This is a genomic window from Dyella lutea (genome assembly GCF_024158035.1).
GTDB classification, from domain to species: Bacteria; Pseudomonadota; Gammaproteobacteria; order Xanthomonadales; family Rhodanobacteraceae; genus Dyella_A; species Dyella_A lutea.
In genome coordinates this window covers 1,493,042-1,510,171 of record NZ_JAMZEK010000001.1, presented here as the reverse complement: position 1 = coordinate 1,510,171, position 17,130 = coordinate 1,493,042, and the positions used below count along the sequence as shown (strand labels likewise).

12 protein-coding genes are annotated in these 17,130 nt (G+C 67.5%); 4 read left to right on the top strand and 8 right to left on the bottom strand.

The window, feature by feature from the left end; genetic code table 11:
• Window position 1 precedes the first annotated feature (1 nt).
• The 5 genes from NC595_RS06590 to zwf form a co-directional block, all read right to left on the bottom strand.
• A complete protein-coding gene (locus NC595_RS06590) occupies window positions 2-697 on the bottom strand; it encodes a VIT1/CCC1 transporter family protein (RefSeq protein ID WP_253565513.1) in 696 nt (231 codons plus the stop codon).
• 25 nt (window positions 698-722) lie between these two features.
• The gene (locus NC595_RS06585) at window positions 723-1,262 is read right to left on the bottom strand and encodes a cytochrome b (RefSeq protein WP_017462067.1); all 540 of its coding nucleotides are present in this window, start codon (window positions 1,260-1,262) and stop codon (window positions 723-725) included.
• Between the two features lie 29 nt (window positions 1,263-1,291).
• Entirely contained in the window at window positions 1,292-2,941 is a 1,650-nt protein-coding gene (pgm, locus tag NC595_RS06580; protein WP_253565512.1) for a phosphoglucomutase (alpha-D-glucose-1,6-bisphosphate-dependent), read from the bottom strand.
• 129 nt (window positions 2,942-3,070) lie between these two features.
• Window positions 3,071-4,729, bottom strand: coding sequence for a glucose-6-phosphate isomerase (gene pgi, locus NC595_RS06575; RefSeq protein ID WP_253565510.1), 1,659 nt, complete (start codon window positions 4,727-4,729; stop codon window positions 3,071-3,073).
• Window positions 4,730-4,817: 88 nt separating this feature from the next.
• Complete coding sequence (gene zwf, locus NC595_RS06570) at window positions 4,818-6,239, bottom strand: glucose-6-phosphate dehydrogenase (protein ID WP_253565509.1); 1,422 nt, start codon at window positions 6,237-6,239, stop codon at window positions 4,818-4,820.
• 189 nt (window positions 6,240-6,428) lie between these two features.
• Between zwf and NC595_RS06565 the strand changes: the two genes are divergently transcribed.
• Window positions 6,429-7,331: a cytochrome b/b6 domain-containing protein gene (locus NC595_RS06565; protein WP_253565508.1), complete on the top strand. Its 903-nt coding sequence runs from the start codon at window positions 6,429-6,431 to the stop codon at window positions 7,329-7,331.
• Window positions 7,324-8,079, top strand: coding sequence for a molybdopterin-binding protein (locus NC595_RS06560; RefSeq protein ID WP_253565506.1), 756 nt, complete (start codon window positions 7,324-7,326; stop codon window positions 8,077-8,079). The genes NC595_RS06565 and NC595_RS06560 overlap by 8 nt, the downstream gene beginning before the upstream one ends.
• 134 nt (window positions 8,080-8,213) lie before the next feature.
• Here the strand turns inward: NC595_RS06560 and NC595_RS06555 are convergent, their stop codons facing one another.
• Together NC595_RS06555 and NC595_RS06550 are read right to left on the bottom strand one after the other, a co-directional pair.
• The gene (locus tag NC595_RS06555) at window positions 8,214-8,675 is read right to left on the bottom strand and encodes a GNAT family N-acetyltransferase (protein WP_253565504.1); all 462 of its coding nucleotides are present in this window, start codon (window positions 8,673-8,675) and stop codon (window positions 8,214-8,216) included.
• 7 nt (window positions 8,676-8,682) lie between these two features.
• Window positions 8,683-10,299, bottom strand: coding sequence for an alpha-glucosidase family protein (locus NC595_RS06550; protein WP_253565503.1), 1,617 nt, complete (start codon window positions 10,297-10,299; stop codon window positions 8,683-8,685).
• An 878-nt stretch (window positions 10,300-11,177) separates the two neighbouring features.
• Here NC595_RS06550 and NC595_RS06545 point away from each other — a divergent pair.
• Window positions 11,178-14,090, top strand: coding sequence for a TonB-dependent receptor (locus NC595_RS06545; protein WP_253565501.1), 2,913 nt, complete (start codon window positions 11,178-11,180; stop codon window positions 14,088-14,090).
• Window positions 14,091-14,203: 113 nt separating this feature from the next.
• The gene (locus tag NC595_RS06540) at window positions 14,204-15,715 is read left to right on the top strand and encodes a tryptophan halogenase family protein (RefSeq protein ID WP_253565499.1); all 1,512 of its coding nucleotides are present in this window, start codon (window positions 14,204-14,206) and stop codon (window positions 15,713-15,715) included.
• A gap of 9 nt (window positions 15,716-15,724) precedes the next feature.
• On the opposite strand, the gene NC595_RS06535 is transcribed toward NC595_RS06540, so the two are convergent.
• Complete coding sequence (locus NC595_RS06535) at window positions 15,725-16,948, bottom strand: cation:proton antiporter (RefSeq protein WP_253565498.1); 1,224 nt, start codon at window positions 16,946-16,948, stop codon at window positions 15,725-15,727.
• Window positions 16,949-17,130 lie beyond the last annotated feature (182 nt).

Here is a 17,130-nt window from a genome sequence, read left to right as displayed (position 1 = left end):
ATCAGCCCGCCACGCCGAACAGCATGCCCACGCCGGTGGTGATCGCCATCGCCAGCGCGCCCCAGAAGGTGATGCGCGTGGCGCCGGTCCGCACACTGGCGCCGCCGGTACGGGCGGCAACGGCACCCAGCAGCGCCAGGAACACCAGGGAGGTGCCGAACACCCACGGCAGCAGCCCCTTCGGCGATGCCAGCGCCACGACCAGCAGCGGCAGCACGGCACCCGCGGCGAAGCTGACCGCCGAGGCAACGGCTGCCTGCAGCGGTCGCGCCTTCAGCGCCTCGGTGATGCCGAGCTCGTCGCGCATGTGCGCGTCCAGCGCATCTTGGGCCATCAGCTGCTCGGCCACCTGGCGGGCCAGTTGCGGATCGAGCCCGCGGCCGACGTAGATCGCCGCCAGCTCCTTGTGCTCGCCCTCCACGTCGGTGGCCAGCTCCTGCCGCTCGCGCTCCAGATCGGCCTTCTCGCTGTCCGACTGGGAATGCACCGACACGTATTCGCCGGCTGCCATCGACATGGCCCCGGCCACCAGGCCGGCGGTGCCGGCGACCAGGATCGCCGATTGGCTGGCGTGTGCCGCCGCCACACCCATCACCAGGCTGGCGGTGGACACGATGCCGTCGTTGGCGCCGAGCACGGCGGCGCGCAACCAGCCCATGCGCTCGGTGACGTGGCGCTCGCGGTGTCGATGATGCATGGATGTCCCCTGTGGTGGCGATCGGTCAGAGCATGCGCCGCAGGGTGTTGTCCTTGCGGCCGAAGTGATGCCACAACGCCCCGAGGATGTGCAGCCCGATCACGTAATAGAAGATGGTGCCGACCGTGCCGTGGATCTCCTCCCACTGGTGGGCCAGCTCGCGGTTGCCGGGCCCGAACAGCGCCGGGAGCACGGTCACGCCGAAGAAGGTGATCGGATGGCCGCCGATCTGCAGCGTCGCGATGCCCATGATCGGCTGGGCGATCAGGAACAGGTAGAGCGCCAGGTGGGTCACCTTGCTCAACAGGCGGGTCCAGCGATCCGGCGGCGGCAGGATCGGCGGATCGACATGCGCGAACCGTACCGCCAGTCGCGGCAGTACCAGCAGCAGCACCGCGATGCCAGCCAGGAAGTGTCCGGCCAGCACATTGCTGCGCAGGGCGCTGCCGCGCGGGAAGACCTCATGCAGATTGATCGCCAGGTAGGCGATCAGCACGAAGGCGAAGATGGTCCAGTGCAGCCAGCGCAGGGCCGGCGCATACCGGCTGGGCGTCGTCGGGGACATCGGGGGGACTCCTTGGAGCGGGTCTTGGGTCAGACGGCGAGCGCCGCATCCACCATCTTATTCGCCTCGGCGATGAGGCTGTGCAAATGGTTCTCGTCCCGGAAGCTTTCCGCGTAGATCTTGTAGATCGCCTCGGTGCCGGACGGGCGCGCGGCAAACCAGCCCTGCGCCGTCACCACCTTGATCCCGCCGATCGCCGCGCCGTTGCCCGGCGCCTTGTCCAGCACCGCGGTGATCGGATCGCCTGCCAGTTCGGTGCCCGACACCTGCGCCGGTGACAGCCTGCCCAGCCGCGCCTTCTGATCGGCGGTGGCCGGCGCATCGACACGATCGGAATACGGCCTGCCGAGATCGGCAGTGATCCGGTCATACAGTTCGCCGGGATCGCGCCCTTCGCACGCGGCCATCTCCGCCGCCAGCAGCGACGGCACCAGGCCGTCCTTGTCGGTACTCCACACCGCGCCATCCATGCGCAGCAGCGACGCTCCGGCGCTCTCTTCGCCGCCGAAGCCGAGCGAGCCGTCGAACAGGCCGTCGGCAAACCACTTGAAGCCCACCGGCACCTCGTACAGCCGCCGCCCCAGCCGCTCGGCCACGCGGTCGATCAGCGAACTGCTGACCACCGTCTTGCCCACCGCCGCGTCGGCACGCCAGTGCGGACGGTGGCGGAACAGGTAGTCGACCAGGGTGGCGAGGTAATGGTTGGGCAGCATCAGTCCGCTGCTTCTTGCGACGATGCCGTGGCGGTCGTGGTCGGTGTCGCAGGCGAAGGCGACATCGAAGCGGTCCTTCATCGCGATCAGCCCGGCCATCGCGTACTTCGACGAGGGATCCATGCGGATCTTGCCGTCCCAGTCCACGCACATGAAGGCGAACTGCGGGTCGACCACCTCGCTCACCACGGTAAGGTCGAGCCGGTAGCGCTCGGCGATCGGCCCCCAGTAGTGCACGCCCGAGCCGCCAAGCGGATCGACGCCGAGCTTCAGCCCCGCAGCGCGGATCAGGTCGAAGTCGACGATGTTCGCCAGGTCCGACACGTAGCTGGCCACGTAGTCGAGCTCGATCACCCGCGACGAGCGGCGCGCCTGCGCGTAGGGCACCCGGCGCACGCCGTTGAGCCCGTCGGCCAGCAGCGCGTTGGCGCGGTCCTGGATCCAGCGGGTGACGTCGGTGTCGGCCGGGCCGCCGTGGGTCGGGTTGTACTTGTAGCCGCCGTCGGCCGGCGGGTTGTGCGAGGGCGACAGCACGATGCCGTCGGCCAGGTGGTCGGTCCGGCCGCGGTTGTAGGTGAGGATCGCGTGCGACAGCACCGGCGTGGGCGTGTACGGCGTACCGGCCGAAATCATGGCGGTGACCTCGTTGGCCACGAACACTTCCAGTGCGTGCTCGAACGCCGGCGCGGAGAGCGCGTGCGTATCGATCGCCACGAACAGCGGGCCGTCGATGCCCTGCATGGCGCGGTAGTCGCAGATCGCCTGGCTGATCGCCAGCACGTGCGCGGCGTTGAAGCTGCGGCTGAGCGAGGAGCCGCGATGACCGGAGGTACCGAACGCCACCCGCTGCGCCGGCACCGACGGGTCGGGCACCAGGTCGGCATAGGCGGCGAGCAGTTGCGGCACGTCGATCAGGATCGACGCGGGGGCCGGCTTGCCGGCGAGCGGGCTGAGGGTTGGGTTCATGGTTTCTCGAAGAAGTTCACGGAATGCAGCAGTGCGCGAAGCCCCTTGTAGGAGCCGCCTCGGCGGCGATGCTTTCTCTCGGCACAAGCCAAGAGCATCGCCGCCGAGGCGGCTCCTGCACCGGGTGCGTCAGGTGCCGTCGCGCAGCTGGCGATAGCGGCGAATCAGGGCGTTGGTGGAGCTGTCGTGGGCGAGTTCGGCATCACTGCTGGCGGTGAGTTCGGCGGCAGTGCGCTTGGCCAGCACCTTGCCCAGCTCCACGCCCCACTGGTCGAACGAGTCGATGCCCCACACCACGCCCTGCACGAAGGTGGCGTGCTCGTACAGCGCCACCAGCGCGCCGAGCACGTGCGGGGTGAGCCGCTCGGCCAGGATCGTGGTGCTGGGCCGGTTGCCGGGGAAGGTCTTGTGCGGCACCAGCGCCTCGGCCACGCCTTCGGCGCGCACTTCCTCGGCGGTCTTGCCGAAGGCGAGCGCCTCGCCCTGGGCGATCAGGTTGGCCATCAGCAGATCGTGCTGGTCGCTGCCGTCGGGCAGCGGCAAGGCGCTGAGCGGTCGACCGACGCCGATGAAGTCACAGGGAATCAGCCGCGTGCCCTGATGGATCAGCTGGTAGAACGAGTGCTGGCCGTTGGTGCCGGGCTCGCCCCAATAGATCGCGCCGGTGGCGTAGTCCACGCGGCGGCCGTCCAGCGTCACGCCCTTGCCGTTGCTCTCCATGGTGAGCTGCTGCAGGTAGGCGGGGAAACGCTTCAGGTACTGCTCGTACGGCAGCACGGCCACCGTCTCGGCGCCGAGGAAATTGGTGTTCCAGATCCCGATCAGCCCCATCAACGCCGGCAGGTTGCGCTCCAGCGGGGCGCTGCGGAAATGCTCGTCCATCGCGTGGAACCCGGCGAGCAGGTCGCTGAAGCCGTCCGGGCCGATCGCCAGCATCGTCGACAGGCCGATCGCCGAATCCATCGAGTAGCGCCCGCCGACCCAGTCCCAAAAGCCAAACATGTTGGCGGTGTCGATGCCGAACTTCGCCACTTCCTTTTCGTTGGTCGACACCGCGACGAAATGGCGGGCGATCGCCGCCTCGTCCTCGAGCGCCGCCAGGCACCAGCGCCGCGCGGCCTGCGCGTTGGCCAGCGTCTCCAGCGTGGTGAACGTCTTGGAGCAGACGATGAACAGCGTCTCGGCTGGGTCCAGGTCGTGCGTGGCCTCGACGAAGTCGATGCCGTCCACGTTGGAGACGAAGCGGAACGTGAGCTCGCGCTGGCTGTAGTGGCGCAGCGCCTCGTATGCCATCACCGGGCCCAGGTCCGAGCCGCCGATGCCGATGTTCACCACGTTGCGGATGCGCTGGCCGGTGTGGCCCAGCCAGGCGCCGCTGCGCACCTTGTCGGCGAACGCGGCCATGCGTTCGAGCACGGCGTGCACGTCGGGCACCACGTTCTCACCGTCCACCTCGACCTTGGCATGCGCGGGCGCACGCAGCGCCGTGTGCAGCACGGCGCGGTCTTCGGTGACGTTGATCTTCGCACCGTCGAACATCGCCGCGGTGCGCCCGGCCAAGTCGCAGGCCTCGGCCAGCTGGCGCAGCAGGTGCAGGGTTTCGTCGTCCACGCGCTGCTTGGAAAAGTCCATGTACAGGCCGACCGCCTCGGCGGTCAGGCGCTCGCCGCGCGACGGATCGGCGGCGAACAGTTCGCGCAGGTGGCGCTGGCCCTTGGCCTCGGCATGCGCGCGCAGCGCCTGCCACTCGGGTCGCTGGGTGAGTTCGGGATTCGGGGAAGAAGTCACGGGCGTTCCATCGGAGTGAGGGACGCCGGTCGTCGGGACCCGGCATCGGGGAAAGGCGGCCCCCTAGAGTAAACCGAAGCGAACGCGATCAGCGTGCCGCCGGGGAAGGCATCGTGGCGACGCCGGCCGCGTCGGGTGCCGGATCGTGCCAACCTTCGCAGTCGGTCACCAGCGCTGCGGCGGCGGCCGGCCCCCAGGTGCCGGGGCGATAACCGAGCACCGGCTCGGCCAGGTCGAGCACCGGGTCGACCACCGCCCAGGCGGCCTCCACGCTGGCATCGGAGGTGAACAGCGTGGCGTCGCCGCGCATCGCGTCGCCGAGCAGGCGCTCGTACGGGGTCTGCTGGTCGGCGGTGTCGCGCCGTGCGACCAGCTCCACCGACTGGCCGCGCATCTCAGCCCCGGGCTGCTTGACCCGCGTGCTGGCCGAGATCACCACCTCCGGGCTGAGCCGGAAACGGAAATAGTTCGACTGCGGCGGCTCGATGGTGTCGAAGATCGCCAGCGGCGGCACCTTCAGGTCGACCAGGATCTCGGTGGCGGTCACCGGCAGGCACTTGCCGGTGCGGATATAGAACGGCACGCCGGCCCAGCGCCAGGTGTCGATGTGCAGGCGCAGGGCGGCGAAGGTCTCGACGTTGGAGTCGTCGGCCACGCCGTGCTCGTCGCGGTAGCCGTCGAACTGGCCGCGCACCACTTCCTCGGGCCGCAGCGGCCGCATGCCGCGGAACAGCCGCAGCTTCTCCGCCTGCAGCGAGGCTGCGTCGTGACCGACCGGCGCGTCCATCGCCAACAGCGCGGTCACCTGCAACAGGTGGTTCTGCACCACGTCGCGGATCGCGCCGGCCTCCTCGTAGAACGCGCCGCGGCCCTGCACGCCGAAGTCCTCGGCCATGGTGATCTGCACGCTCTGCACGTAGTCGCGGTTCCATACCGGCTCGAGGAAGGTGTTGGCGAAGCGGAAGTACAGCAGGTTCTGCACCGCCTCCTTGCCCAGGTAGTGGTCGATGCGGAAGATCGCCGACTCGTCGAACGCGCTGTGCAGCACGCGGTTCAGCGCGCGCGCAGACGCCAGGTCGCGGCCGAACGGTTTCTCCACCACTACCCGGGCATCGCGTGCGCAGCCGGCCTCAGCCAGGCCCTGCACCACGGTCGGGAACAGGCTGGGAGGAATCGCCAGATAGTGCAACGGGCGGTGGGCATCGCGCAGCGCCTCGCGAAGCTGCGCATACGTGGTGTCGTCGGCGTAGTCGCCGTCGATGTACCTGAGCTGCCGGCACAGGCGGGCATAGGCGTCCTCGTCCACCGTGCCAGCGTGCTCGAGCGACTCGCGCGCCCGCGCCTTCAACTGATCCAGCGACCAGCCGGCCTTGGCGATGCCGATGATCGGCATGTCCAGCTCGCCGTCCTTCAGCAGGGCCTGCAGCGCGGGGAAGATCTTCTTGTAGGCGAGGTCGCCGGTGGCGCCGAAGAAGACGAAGGCATCGGCGTGCGAGCTGGATCGGGTCATGTGCAGCTTCCGGATCGAAAGAAATCACGCCATCGCCATGGATGGCACCGCCGCGCATCATGCCCGCGGCCAGGGCAAACCGGCGTCAACGCCATGCCCCGGGTGTAACCTCGCCGGCGCGCCCGACGAATGCACCGCCGGAATGTCCGCTCGACCGGGCAACCCAACCCTCCATGGAGAGCGCAACGGATGAACAGCCCGAGTCTGGTCGACACGCCCCCGCCAAGCACCGCGACCGCCACGCGCCACGGCCGGCTGGTCTATCGGCACCGCTGGCCGATCCGGTTGATGCACTGGATCAACGTGATCGCGCTCTCGATCCTGTTCATGAGCGGCCTGCAGATCTTCAACGCCCACCCCAGCCTGTCGCTGGGCAACCGCTCCGATCCCGGCAAGGAGATCCTGGCGCTGGACGCGCGCATGGGCGCCGACGGCAAGCTGGTGGGCGTCACTCGCGTCGGCCGCCACGAGTTCGTCACCACCGGCGTGCTCGGCGTGTCCGCCGGACCCGATGGTCAGCCGCAGGTGCGCGGCTTCCCCTCCTGGCTGACCGTTCCCGGTCCGCGCTGGCTGGCGATGGGCCGCCAGTGGCACTTCTTCTTCGCCTGGGTGTTCGTGCTGAACGGGCTGTGCTACCTCGGCTACTCGCTGGTCACGCGGCACTTCCAGCGCGACCTGGTGCCGACGAAGCAGGACTGGCGCGGCATCGGCCGCTCGATCGTCGAGCACCTCAAGTTCAAGCACCCGCACGGTGAGGAGGCGCTGCGCTACAACATCCTGCAGCGACTGGCCTACCTGGTGGTGATCCTGGTGTTCGGCATCGGCATCGTGCTGATGGGGCTGGCGATGTCGCCGCGCATGGATGCGGTGCTGTCGCCGCTGGTGGAGGCGGTGGGTGGCCGGCAGAGCGCGCGCACCATCCACTTCATCATTGCCTGGGGCTTCGTCGCCTTCGTGCTGATCCACGTGTTCGAGGTGATCATTACCGGCGCCTTCAACCAGTTGCGCGGCATGATTACCGGCTGGTACCGGATCGACGAGACACCCATTCCCGGCAAAGCCGACGAGGCCACGGAGAACCGCCATGACTGACCGCCGCTCGTTCCTGCGCCTGGCGGTCGGCGGCGCAGCCAGCCTGGTGCTCGCCGGCTGCGACAGGATCTCCGGGAGCAGCTGGGGTCCGAAGGTGCTGAACAAGGCGCAGGGCCTCAACCGTCGCGTGCAGGCGCTGCTGGCACCGTCCAGCGCCCTGGCGAAGGAATACACCGAGGCGGACCTGTCACCGGTGTTCCGCTCCAACGGCACCGCGATGCCGACCACCCCGGCCTACCAGGCGCTGCTCGCAAACGGCTTTCGCGACTACCGGCTGCAGGTCGGCGGCCTGGTCGACCGGCCGATGTCGTTCTCCATCGACGACCTCAAGCAGATCGAGCAGGTGGCGCAGATCACCCGCCACGACTGCGTGGAAGGCTGGAGCGCAATCGGCAAATGGCACGGCACGCGGCTGTCGCACGTACTGGACAAGGTCGGCGTGCAGGCGAAGGCGCGCTACGTGGTGTTCCACTGCTACGACGAGATGGACCCGGGCGAGCCGTACTACGAGAGCGTGGACATCCCCGAGGCCCGCCACCCGCAGACCCTGCTGGCCTGGGGGCTCAACGACAAGCCGCTGCCGATCAAGAACGGCGCGCCGCTGCGCCTGCGGGTCAGCCGCCAGCTTGGCTACAAGCAGGCCAAGTACATCGCCCGCATCGAACTGGTGGACTCGTTCGCCAACATTGCCGGCGGCAACGGCGGCTACTGGGAAGACTACGGCTATGAGTGGTACGCGGGGATCTGATCGATCGCGGGGAGAGCGTCGGGGCTGAAACCCCTCCCACGTCGAGCCAAAAGCTCACCTACCCTGTAGGAGCGACTCCAGTCGCGATGCTCTTGGATGTAACCCGGAGCCAGGCATCGCGACTGAAGTCGCTCCTACAGCGCACGCGTCATGAAACAACTGTACGGATCTTCGACGTAACCGTTGAACGGTCCGCAAGGCACGAAGCCGGCCGCCGCATACAGCCAATGGGCCGGCTCGAACGCCGCGGCGGTGCCCGTCTCCAGGCTCAGGCGGCGATAACCGCGGCGGCGCGCCTCGGCCACCACATGTTCCAGCATCGCCCGTGCCGCACCCCTGCGCAGATGCGCGGCAGCCGTGCGCATCGACTTCACTTCGCCGTGGGCCGCATCCAGCTCCTTCAATGCCCCGCAGGCGAGCAGCTCCTCGCCTTCCCACACCGTCCAGAAGCTCATGCCCGGCGCGCGCAGACCGTCGAGGTCCAGTGCGTGGATGCTCTCCGGCGGCGAGTGCAGCGCCACGCCTGCCAGGTGCTCGCGCAGCAGCGCTTGCACCGGCGCACCCTGCAGGTCGTCCAGGCGAATCCGGAAGCTCACGGCAGGGTCAGCCGATGGCCGCGTACATCACCGCATGCGCAGGCAGGTGCAGCGTGTCGCCGTCGATCGCCCCCGATGCGAGGCCGTGGCCATCCAGCGGCGAGAGCAAGCCCAGTGCCGACACGTCGAGCGAGGCGGCCTGCGCCGAGAGGTTGAACGCGGCGAGCACGGTGCGGCCATCCAGCGTACGGGTGAACGCCAGCACCGGCTCGGCAGTGTCGAGGAAGCGGATGTCGCCCCAGCACAGGGCCGGCTGCGTGCGGCGCCAGTGCATGAAGGTGCGGAACCCCTTCAATGCCGACTCCGGCGCATCCTCCTGCTCCAGCACCGAGCGCGCCGCATGGTCGGCCGGCACCGGCAGCCACGGCTTGCCTGCGCTGAACCCAGCATTTGGCTGGTCGTTCCACGGCATCGGCGTACGGCAGCCGTCGCGCCCCTTGAAGTTCGGCCAGAACGCGATGCCGTAGGGATCCTGCAGCGCCTCGTACGGCACCTCGGCCTCGGTCAGCGCAAGCTCCTCGCCCTGATAGACGCAGACCGAGCCACGCAGCGAACAGACCATCGCGGTGAGCAGGTTGGCCAGCTTCGGCGAGGCATCGCCGTTGCCCCAGCGCGAGAGCACGCGTTCGACGTCGTGGTTCGAGATCGCCCAGCACGGCCAGCCCTCGGTCATCTGCGCCTCAAGCCGCTCGACGGTGCTGCGGATGTAGCCCGCACTGAAATCCTCGGTGAGCAGCTCGAAGCTGTAGCCCAGGTGCAGGCGCTTGCCGGTGGTGTACTCGGCCATGGTCGCCAGCGAGTCTTCCGAGGAGATCTCGCCCAGCGCCGCCACCTCGTCGTAGCGATCCAGCAGCGCACGCAGCTGCTCGAGGAACGCGAGGTTCTCCGGCTGCGTATTGTTGTACCAGTGGCGCTGGAACGCGTACGGATTGTCCGGGCTGAAGCCGCGACCCACGCGCTCGTGCCGCGGCTTGGGCGGGTTGTCGCGCAGCAGAGCGTCATGAAAACAGAAGTTGATCGCGTCCAGCCGCAGCCCGTCGACGCCGCGGTCGAGCCAGAACTTCACGCTGTCCAGGATCGCCTCGCGCACAACCGGATTGTGGAAGTTGAGGTCCGGCTGCGAGGTAAGGAAGTTGTGCAGGTAGTACTGCCCGCGACGTGGCTCCCACTGCCAGCCACAACCGCCGAACAGTGAAAGCCAGTTGTTCGGCGGCGTGCCGTCCTCGCGCGCATCGGCCCACACGTACCAGTCGGCCTTCGGGTTGTCGCGGCTCTGTCGGCTTTCCTGAAACCAGGCGTGCTCGATCGAGGTGTGGCTGAGCACCTGGTCGATCATCACCTTCAGGCCGAGGCGGTGCGCCTTGGCGAGCAGGCGATCGAAGTCGTCCAGGGTGCCGAACAGCGGATCGACATCGCGGTAGTCGGCGATGTCATAGCCGAAGTCGGCCATCGGCGACTTGAAGAACGGCGAGATCCAGATCGCATCGACGCCGAGGCTGGCCACGTAGTCGAGCCGCTCGATGATGCCCGGCAGATCGCCGACACCGTCGCCGTTCGTGTCCAGGAAACTGCGCGGATAGATCTGGTAGATGACGCCTCCGCGCCACCACGGTTGCTTTTGCATGTATTGATCCCGGCGAACGCGCCCTGCCCTGTTCGGGCTCGCGCGTGCTGCGATGAGCGCAGCGATGGCTGGGGAGCTTAAAGGCGCGTCCGTTGCCTTCCGATGGGTCTGCATACGTATTCATCCTGTGCGTCTCGGGGACGCGAACACCACCACACATGATGCGACGCGGCATACGCAGCTTCCGCAGGACATCCATGCAGACCACCAGCGGCGCCTCCACTCCTTGCCATGACGCGGTTTGCCGGATATCGACGGCCACCGACATCCCCTTGCGCAAGCGCAGCATCATCGTAACCGGTCCGATCTTTCCCGTGCCAAGAGCCATGCATGGCGTCCGCCATGCCCGGACCCACCCACGCACCGGTCGCGACCGCGTATCCACAGGACCGTCGCCGCGCGTACGGCCGTCGCCGGAAACCGCAGCGCGAAGCGGCTTGCGAGACATCGACGTCTAGACGTCCATACCGAATTTCAGCCGAGCTGCTGCACGGCCAGACGGCGGTCGCGAGACTCCCTGCGCAGCGCTTCGCAACACTCCCGTCCGACGATCCGCCAAGCGCGCACGGCCGCCTGGTGGCGGCCAACATTGCCGCAACGCACCAATGACGAGAAGCCAAAGAAAATAACAATGGAAGCGCTTTCTCAAGGCGCAACGTATTGCACCGCCGCAAGCAAAAATATCAATTGCAACAAAGCGATAGGCCGCCCCTCGATTGTTATGAATACGTATGCAGGTTTGCGCGCAAGCGCGTTGGGCAGGACTAACATCCCGCCCCGACGGCAAACCACAAATGTCGTTCGCAACGGGCAGACCGGATCACTCATCCAACGGTACTCCCGGCGAAATCAAATCGATTTTCCAAGGGGAGGCGTACATGTTGAATCTCAAGCGCAATCTGCTCAGCGCGGCGCTGGCATCGGCCATGTTCATGGTGGCCACGCACGCGCAGGCGGATGCAGCGACGGCCGCGGGCCAGCAGTCCGGTGACAGTTCGCAGAACAGCGACCAGGCCGCCGCGCAGAGCGGCAAGAAGACCGATGGCAAGCAGCGTCCGAGCACCAGCACCAAGCTGCAGGCAGTGGAGGTCAGCGGCTTCATCTCGAGCCTGGAAAACTCCACGGCGGTCAAGCGCAACGCCAACTCGATCGTCGAGGCCGTCTCGGCCGAGCAGATCGGCAAGCTGCCGGGCGTGTCGATCGCCGACACCCTGGGCCGCCTGCCGGGCCTCGCGGTGCAGACCGTCAGCGGTCGCCCGCAGGTGCTGACCATCCACGGCCTGGGTCCGGACTTCTCCACTGCACTGGTCAACGGCGGTCAGCAGGTGTCGACCTCGAACAACCGCGACGTGCAGTTCGACCAGTACCCGTCGAGCTGGTTCAACACCGTCGTCGTGCACCTGAGCCCACAGGCCAACCTGATCGGCCAGGGCCTGGCCGGCACGGTCGACATGCAGACCATCCGCCCGCTCGACAAGTCCAAGCCGGAAGCCGCCGTCAACGCGCGCTACGTCTGGAACGACATGTCCGAACTGTCCCCCGGCAAGGGCGTCAGCAACAAGGGCTACAACCTCAACGGCGTATGGGTGAACCAGTTCGCCAACCACACCATGGGCGTGACCCTGGGCGTGGATTTCGAGTCCAACCCGGCCGAGATCGAGCACCAGGCGCCCTGGGGTTATCCGACCGACAATGCCGTCGCCGCTGGCAATGGCGTGGTGGGCGGTGCCAAGAACTACGGCATCTCCGACACGATGAAGCGCAACGGTCTGCTCGCCACCTTCCAGTGGGAGCCGAACGAGCACTACACCGGCACCATCGACATGACGTACGACAACTTCAAGGAAGTGCAGCAGGCCAAGGGCATGGAGCTGCCGCTCGCCTGGGGTTCGGCGACCCTGCAGCCGGGTTACACCGCCAGCAACGGCCTGATCACCAGCGGCACCTACACCACGTTGTCGCCGGTCATCCGCAACGACTACAACCAGACCAGCGCACGCGTCTACAACTTCAACTGGGACAACAAGTTCCACATCAACGACAACTGGTCGGCCGACCTCGTGGGCAACTACTCGCGCGCCACCCGCCGCGACATCAACCTCGAGAGCTACTCCGGTCTGGGTTTCAACAAGTCCGGCCCGACCGACACCATCGGCTTTGTCGAGCAGGGCAACGGCCTGCTGTACGTGAACCCGTCGTATGACTATACCAACGGCATCGTGCTGACCGACCCGCAGGGCTGGGGTGGCGGCAACGACGTGGTGCAGGCGGGCTTCATCAACGCACCTCATACCGTCGACTACCTGGCCAACCTCAAGCTGGCCGTCGAGCGCGACTTCGTCAGCGGCCCGTTCTCCAGCCTGGAGTTCGGCGTGGCGCACAGCGAGCGGCACAAGTCCTACCACATCGACCAGACCTTCCTGACCCTGGGCGGCGGCACCATCAGCGGCGGCAGTGCGGTCACCTCCGCGCCGTTCAGCGGCTCCACCTGCAGCCCGCTGGCCTGGATGGGCATCAGCCAGCAACTCTGCTACGACCCGCTGGCGCTGATCGCCAACGGCACCCTGGTCGGCGTGCCGACCTTCGGCTCCTCGCTGTCCACTCCGCCGGACTGGAAGACCAAGGAGAAGGTGCTGACCCCGTACTTCCAGTTCAACCTGGATACCTACCTCGGCAACGTCAGCCTGCGCGGCAACTTCGGCGTGCAGATGCAGCACACTTCGCAGAGTGCCGAGGGCGAGCGCGTGGCCCCGGGCAGCGCGATCACCGGCAATGCGATCACCCTGATCCCGGTCAAGGGCAGCACCAGCTACAACAAGTACCTGCCCAGCGCCAACCTGATCTTCGGCCTGAGCCAGGATGACGACTTCCGCGTCAGCGCAGCCCGCACGCTGGCCCGCCCGCGCATGGACCAGATGAATGCGAGCCTCTCGGTGAGCGGCAACATCACCCACCTGTCGTCGACCGACCCGAACCAGGCCTATTTCAGCGCGTCCGGCGGCAATCCGAAGCTCAAGCCCACCATGGCCGACAACTACAACGTCAGCTATGAGCACTACTTCTCGGGCGGCAGCAGCTTCCAGTGCAACTCGAGCGACCAGAAGAACTCCGACCTGTGCCGCACCGGCGGTGGTGGCTACTTCGCGGTGTCGGGCTACTTCATCGCGCTGCACGACTACATCAACCCGAATTCGGCGTTCCTGTACGACTTCAGCTCGTTCCTCCCGTTCGGCCTGACCTCGGCCCAGCTGGCCCAGCTCGGCACGACGCTGGGCACGGTGTCCGGCCCAGAGAACAATGGTCGTGGCTACGTGAAGGGCGCCCAGGTCACCCTGAACCTGCCGTTCAACCTGATCGCCTCGCAGCTCGACGGCTTCGGCGCCATCGTCACCGGAAACCGTACCAAGAGCTCGCTGGTCTACCCGGGCAACTCCAACCCGATCACGGTGCCGGGCCTGTCGAAGTGGGTTGCCAACGGCACGCTGTACTACCAGCACGCCGGCTTCGAGGCACGCGTCAGCGACAGCTACCGCTCCAGCTTCCTGGGCGAGGTGTCGGGCATCAGTGCCTCGCGCATCGAGCAGACGGTGGGTGGCGGCAGCACCTACGACGCGCAGGTCAGCTACACCTTCGACCACGGTCCGCTGGACGGCCTGACGATCATCGCGCAGGGCTCGAACCTGTCGAACAAGATCTTCACCACGTTCCAGAACAACGACCCGCGCCAGGTGTTGACCTGGGAGCGCTACGGCCGTCGCTACGAGGTCGGCGTTTCCTACAAGTTCCAGTAAGCCGCAAGGCTTCCTCCCCGAGCCCCGTTGGATTACCAGCGGGGCTCTTTTTTTGACAAGCCCACGGCGGGGCGCTAATCAGCTCTTCCCGTCGCGGCGCAGGGAAACCCAGCATGCAGGCCAATCCGATCCAGCGCGTGGTCATCGTCGGCGGCGGCACTGCCGGGTGGATGACCGCCGCCCTTCTCGCCCGGGCCCTTGGCCCACGACTGGCGATCACGCTGGTCGAGTCCGACGAGATCGGCACCGTCGGCGTGGGCGAGGCCACGATCCCGCAGATCCGCCACGTCAACGCCTTCCTCGGCATCGACGAGGACGAACTGATGCGTGCGGTGAAGGGAACCTTCAAGCTGGCGATCCAGTTCAACGACTGGGGCCGGATCGGCGACTCCTACCTGCATGCCTTCGGCGATATCGGGCTGCCGCTGGGCCTGGTGCCGTTCCAGCACTACTGGCTGCGCGATCGGCAGGAACGCAGCGGGGCCGCCCCCGACCTCTGGTCGTATTCGATCAACGCGCAGGCCTGCGCCCAGTATCGTTTCGGCCGGCTGGACCGGATCGGCTCCAGCCCGATGACCGGCACCCGCCACGCCTACCATCTGGATGCCGGCCTGTACGGACAGTACCTGCGCCAGCGCTGCGACCCGCGCCAGGTGCAGCGCATCGAGGGCAAGGTGGTCGACGTCAAGCTGCGCGCGGACAACGGCTTCATCGAGTCGCTGCAACTGCAGGGGGGCGTGCGGGTCGAGGGCGACCTGTTCATCGACTGCTCCGGCTTCCGCGGCCTGCTGATCGAGGGGGCGCTCAAGGCCGGCTACGACGACTGGACGCAATGGCTGCCGTGCGACCGCGCGGTCGCGGTACCGAGCGAGCGCGTGGCACCGATGCGGCCGTACACCCAGGCCAGCGCGCGCGCCGCCGGCTGGCAGTGGCGCATCCCGCTACAGCACCGCAACGGCAACGGCCACGTGTTCTGCAGCCGGTCCATCAGCGACGACGAGGCCACCGCCACCCTGCTCGCCCACCTCGACGGCGAGGCGCTGGCCGAGCCGCGCGTGCTGCGCTTCACCACCGGCGCGCGCCGCCGCTTCTGGGTCCGCAACTGCGTGGCGCTGGGCTTGGCCAGCGGCTTCATGGAACCGCTGGAGTCGACCAGCATCCACATGATCCAGTCCGGCATCAGCCGGCTGATCTCGCTGTTCCCGGACCGGCATTGCGACCCGGCGTTGAGCGACGAATACAACCGGCAGACACGCTTCGAGTACGAACGCATCCGCGACTTCCTGGTGCTGCACTACCGCGCCACCGAGCGCGACGACACGGCGTTCTGGCGGCATTGCCGCTCGATCGTCATGCCCGAGGGACTGGCCGAGCGCATCGAACTGTTCCGCCGCAGCGGACAGATCTTCCGCCACGGCGAGGAGCTGTTCACCGAGGTGGGCTGGCTGCAGGTCATGCTCGGCCAGGGCATCGTCCCGCAGGCCTGGCATCCGGCGGCTGACGCGCTGCCCGCCGCGGAGCTGGAAGGCTTCCTCGGCAACATGCGCACGCTGATCCAGCGCGCCGTGGCCACCTTCCCGGAGCACGGCCAGTTCGTCGCGACGCACTGCCGCGCGGCGGACTGAGCTTGCGCCCTACCCGGCAGCGCCCAGTCGCCGCAATCGCGGCGCCACCATCGGCACGCTGAGCATGGTGGAGGCCACGGCCATCAACAGCAGCGCGGTGAAGGTATCGCCGCTGATGATGCCGCGGTCCAGCAGCACGTTGACGAAGATGATCATGATCAGCGCCTTGGTCTGCAGCAGCCAGCCGACCAGCCATGCCTCGCCACGGTTCCAGCCCAGCCAGCGCGCCGCGAGATGCACGCCGGCCAGCTTGCCGACGACCTCGGCCACCAGCAGCAGCCCGGCCGCGGCGAACACCGCGCCGCCGCCCACACTCCAGTGCGTGCGCAGGCCGGTGGAAAGGAAGAACACCGGCATCACCACCAGCAGCACGTGGTGGCGCAGCAGATCCAGGGTCGGACCATCGAAACTGTCGCGGTCGGTGACCGCGCCGGCGAGGAAGGCGCCGACCATGAAGTGCAGGCCGGCACGATCCGCGGCCAGGGCGCAGAGTGCCAGCCAGATCAGCCCCACGTACCAGCGGTCAGCCGCCGGCAGCCGGTGCATCAGGCGGCGGAACGCCCAGGCTACCGGTACGAACAGCACGAGAAAGGCGAGCTGCAGGCCGATCCGCTGCCAGTCCACCAGGATCATCGCCAGCACCGCCCAGATCGCCACGTCGTCGAGGCTGGCGTAGCGCAGCACGCGCTGGCCGAACGGCTGGCGCAGGATCGCAAGCTTCTCCATCAGCAGCAGCAGGATCGGCAGCGCGGTCACCGCGCAGGCCATGCCGACGCCCATGACGAACTGCCAACGCGCACCATGCGGGCCGATCCAGCCGTCGTGCCAGTGCAGCAACGCCATCGCTGCCAGCGCGCCGAACAGCAGCGGTACGCCCAGTGCGAGTCCGGCGGTGATGCCGCACTCGCGCCGCTGCCGCCAGGCCTGCCCCAGATCCAGCTCGATGCCGGCGATCCACACGAACACCATTACCGCCCACCAGGCAATGCCGTTGAGCGCCTGGATCACGCCGGGGTCGAACACCGTGGCGTAGTAGGCGGGAAAGGCCGCACCCAGCACACCGGGACCGAGCAGGATGCCGCAGACGATCTGCACCACCACCAGCGGCGCCACGTACTCGGTGCGCCCGAGGCGCCACAGCAGGTAGGGCACGGCGAGGATCAGCAGCATCGCCAGCAGGAACAGATCGGTCTGGTGCATGGAGCGCTTCGGCAGATGGCGAGCAGCGATCATCCCCGATCCATGCCCAGGCCGTGAAGAGCTTGCGAATCTGCCGCACTGCACCACGGAAAACCGCACAACCACGCCGATGAATACGTATGCAGCACGGCCGCACGACGGGGGCACCGGCCTACCATGGGGGCCGCTTTGGACGTCCGAACGACATCACGCGTCGCGCCGTTCGCGCCACCGTC

Coding starts and splice junctions, on each gene's coding strand:
- NC595_RS06560 (WP_253565506.1), top strand. CDS start 7,324: ATGACTGACCGCCGCTCGTTCCTGCGCCTGGCGGTCGGCGGCGCAGCC.
- pgm (WP_253565512.1), bottom strand. CDS start 2,941: ATGAACCCAACCCTCAGCCCGCTCGCCGGCAAGCCGGCCCCCGCGTCG.
- NC595_RS06550 (WP_253565503.1), bottom strand. CDS start 10,299: ATGCAAAAGCAACCGTGGTGGCGCGGAGGCGTCATCTACCAGATCTAT.
- NC595_RS06565 (WP_253565508.1), top strand. CDS start 6,429: ATGAACAGCCCGAGTCTGGTCGACACGCCCCCGCCAAGCACCGCGACC.
- zwf (WP_253565509.1), bottom strand. CDS start 6,239: ATGACCCGATCCAGCTCGCACGCCGATGCCTTCGTCTTCTTCGGCGCC.
- NC595_RS06585 (WP_017462067.1), bottom strand. CDS start 1,262: ATGTCCCCGACGACGCCCAGCCGGTATGCGCCGGCCCTGCGCTGGCTG.
- NC595_RS06540 (WP_253565499.1), top strand. CDS start 14,204: ATGCAGGCCAATCCGATCCAGCGCGTGGTCATCGTCGGCGGCGGCACT.
- NC595_RS06590 (WP_253565513.1), bottom strand. CDS start 697: ATGCATCATCGACACCGCGAGCGCCACGTCACCGAGCGCATGGGCTGG.
- NC595_RS06545 (WP_253565501.1), top strand. CDS start 11,178: ATGTTGAATCTCAAGCGCAATCTGCTCAGCGCGGCGCTGGCATCGGCC.
- NC595_RS06535 (WP_253565498.1), bottom strand. CDS start 16,948: ATGATCGCTGCTCGCCATCTGCCGAAGCGCTCCATGCACCAGACCGAT.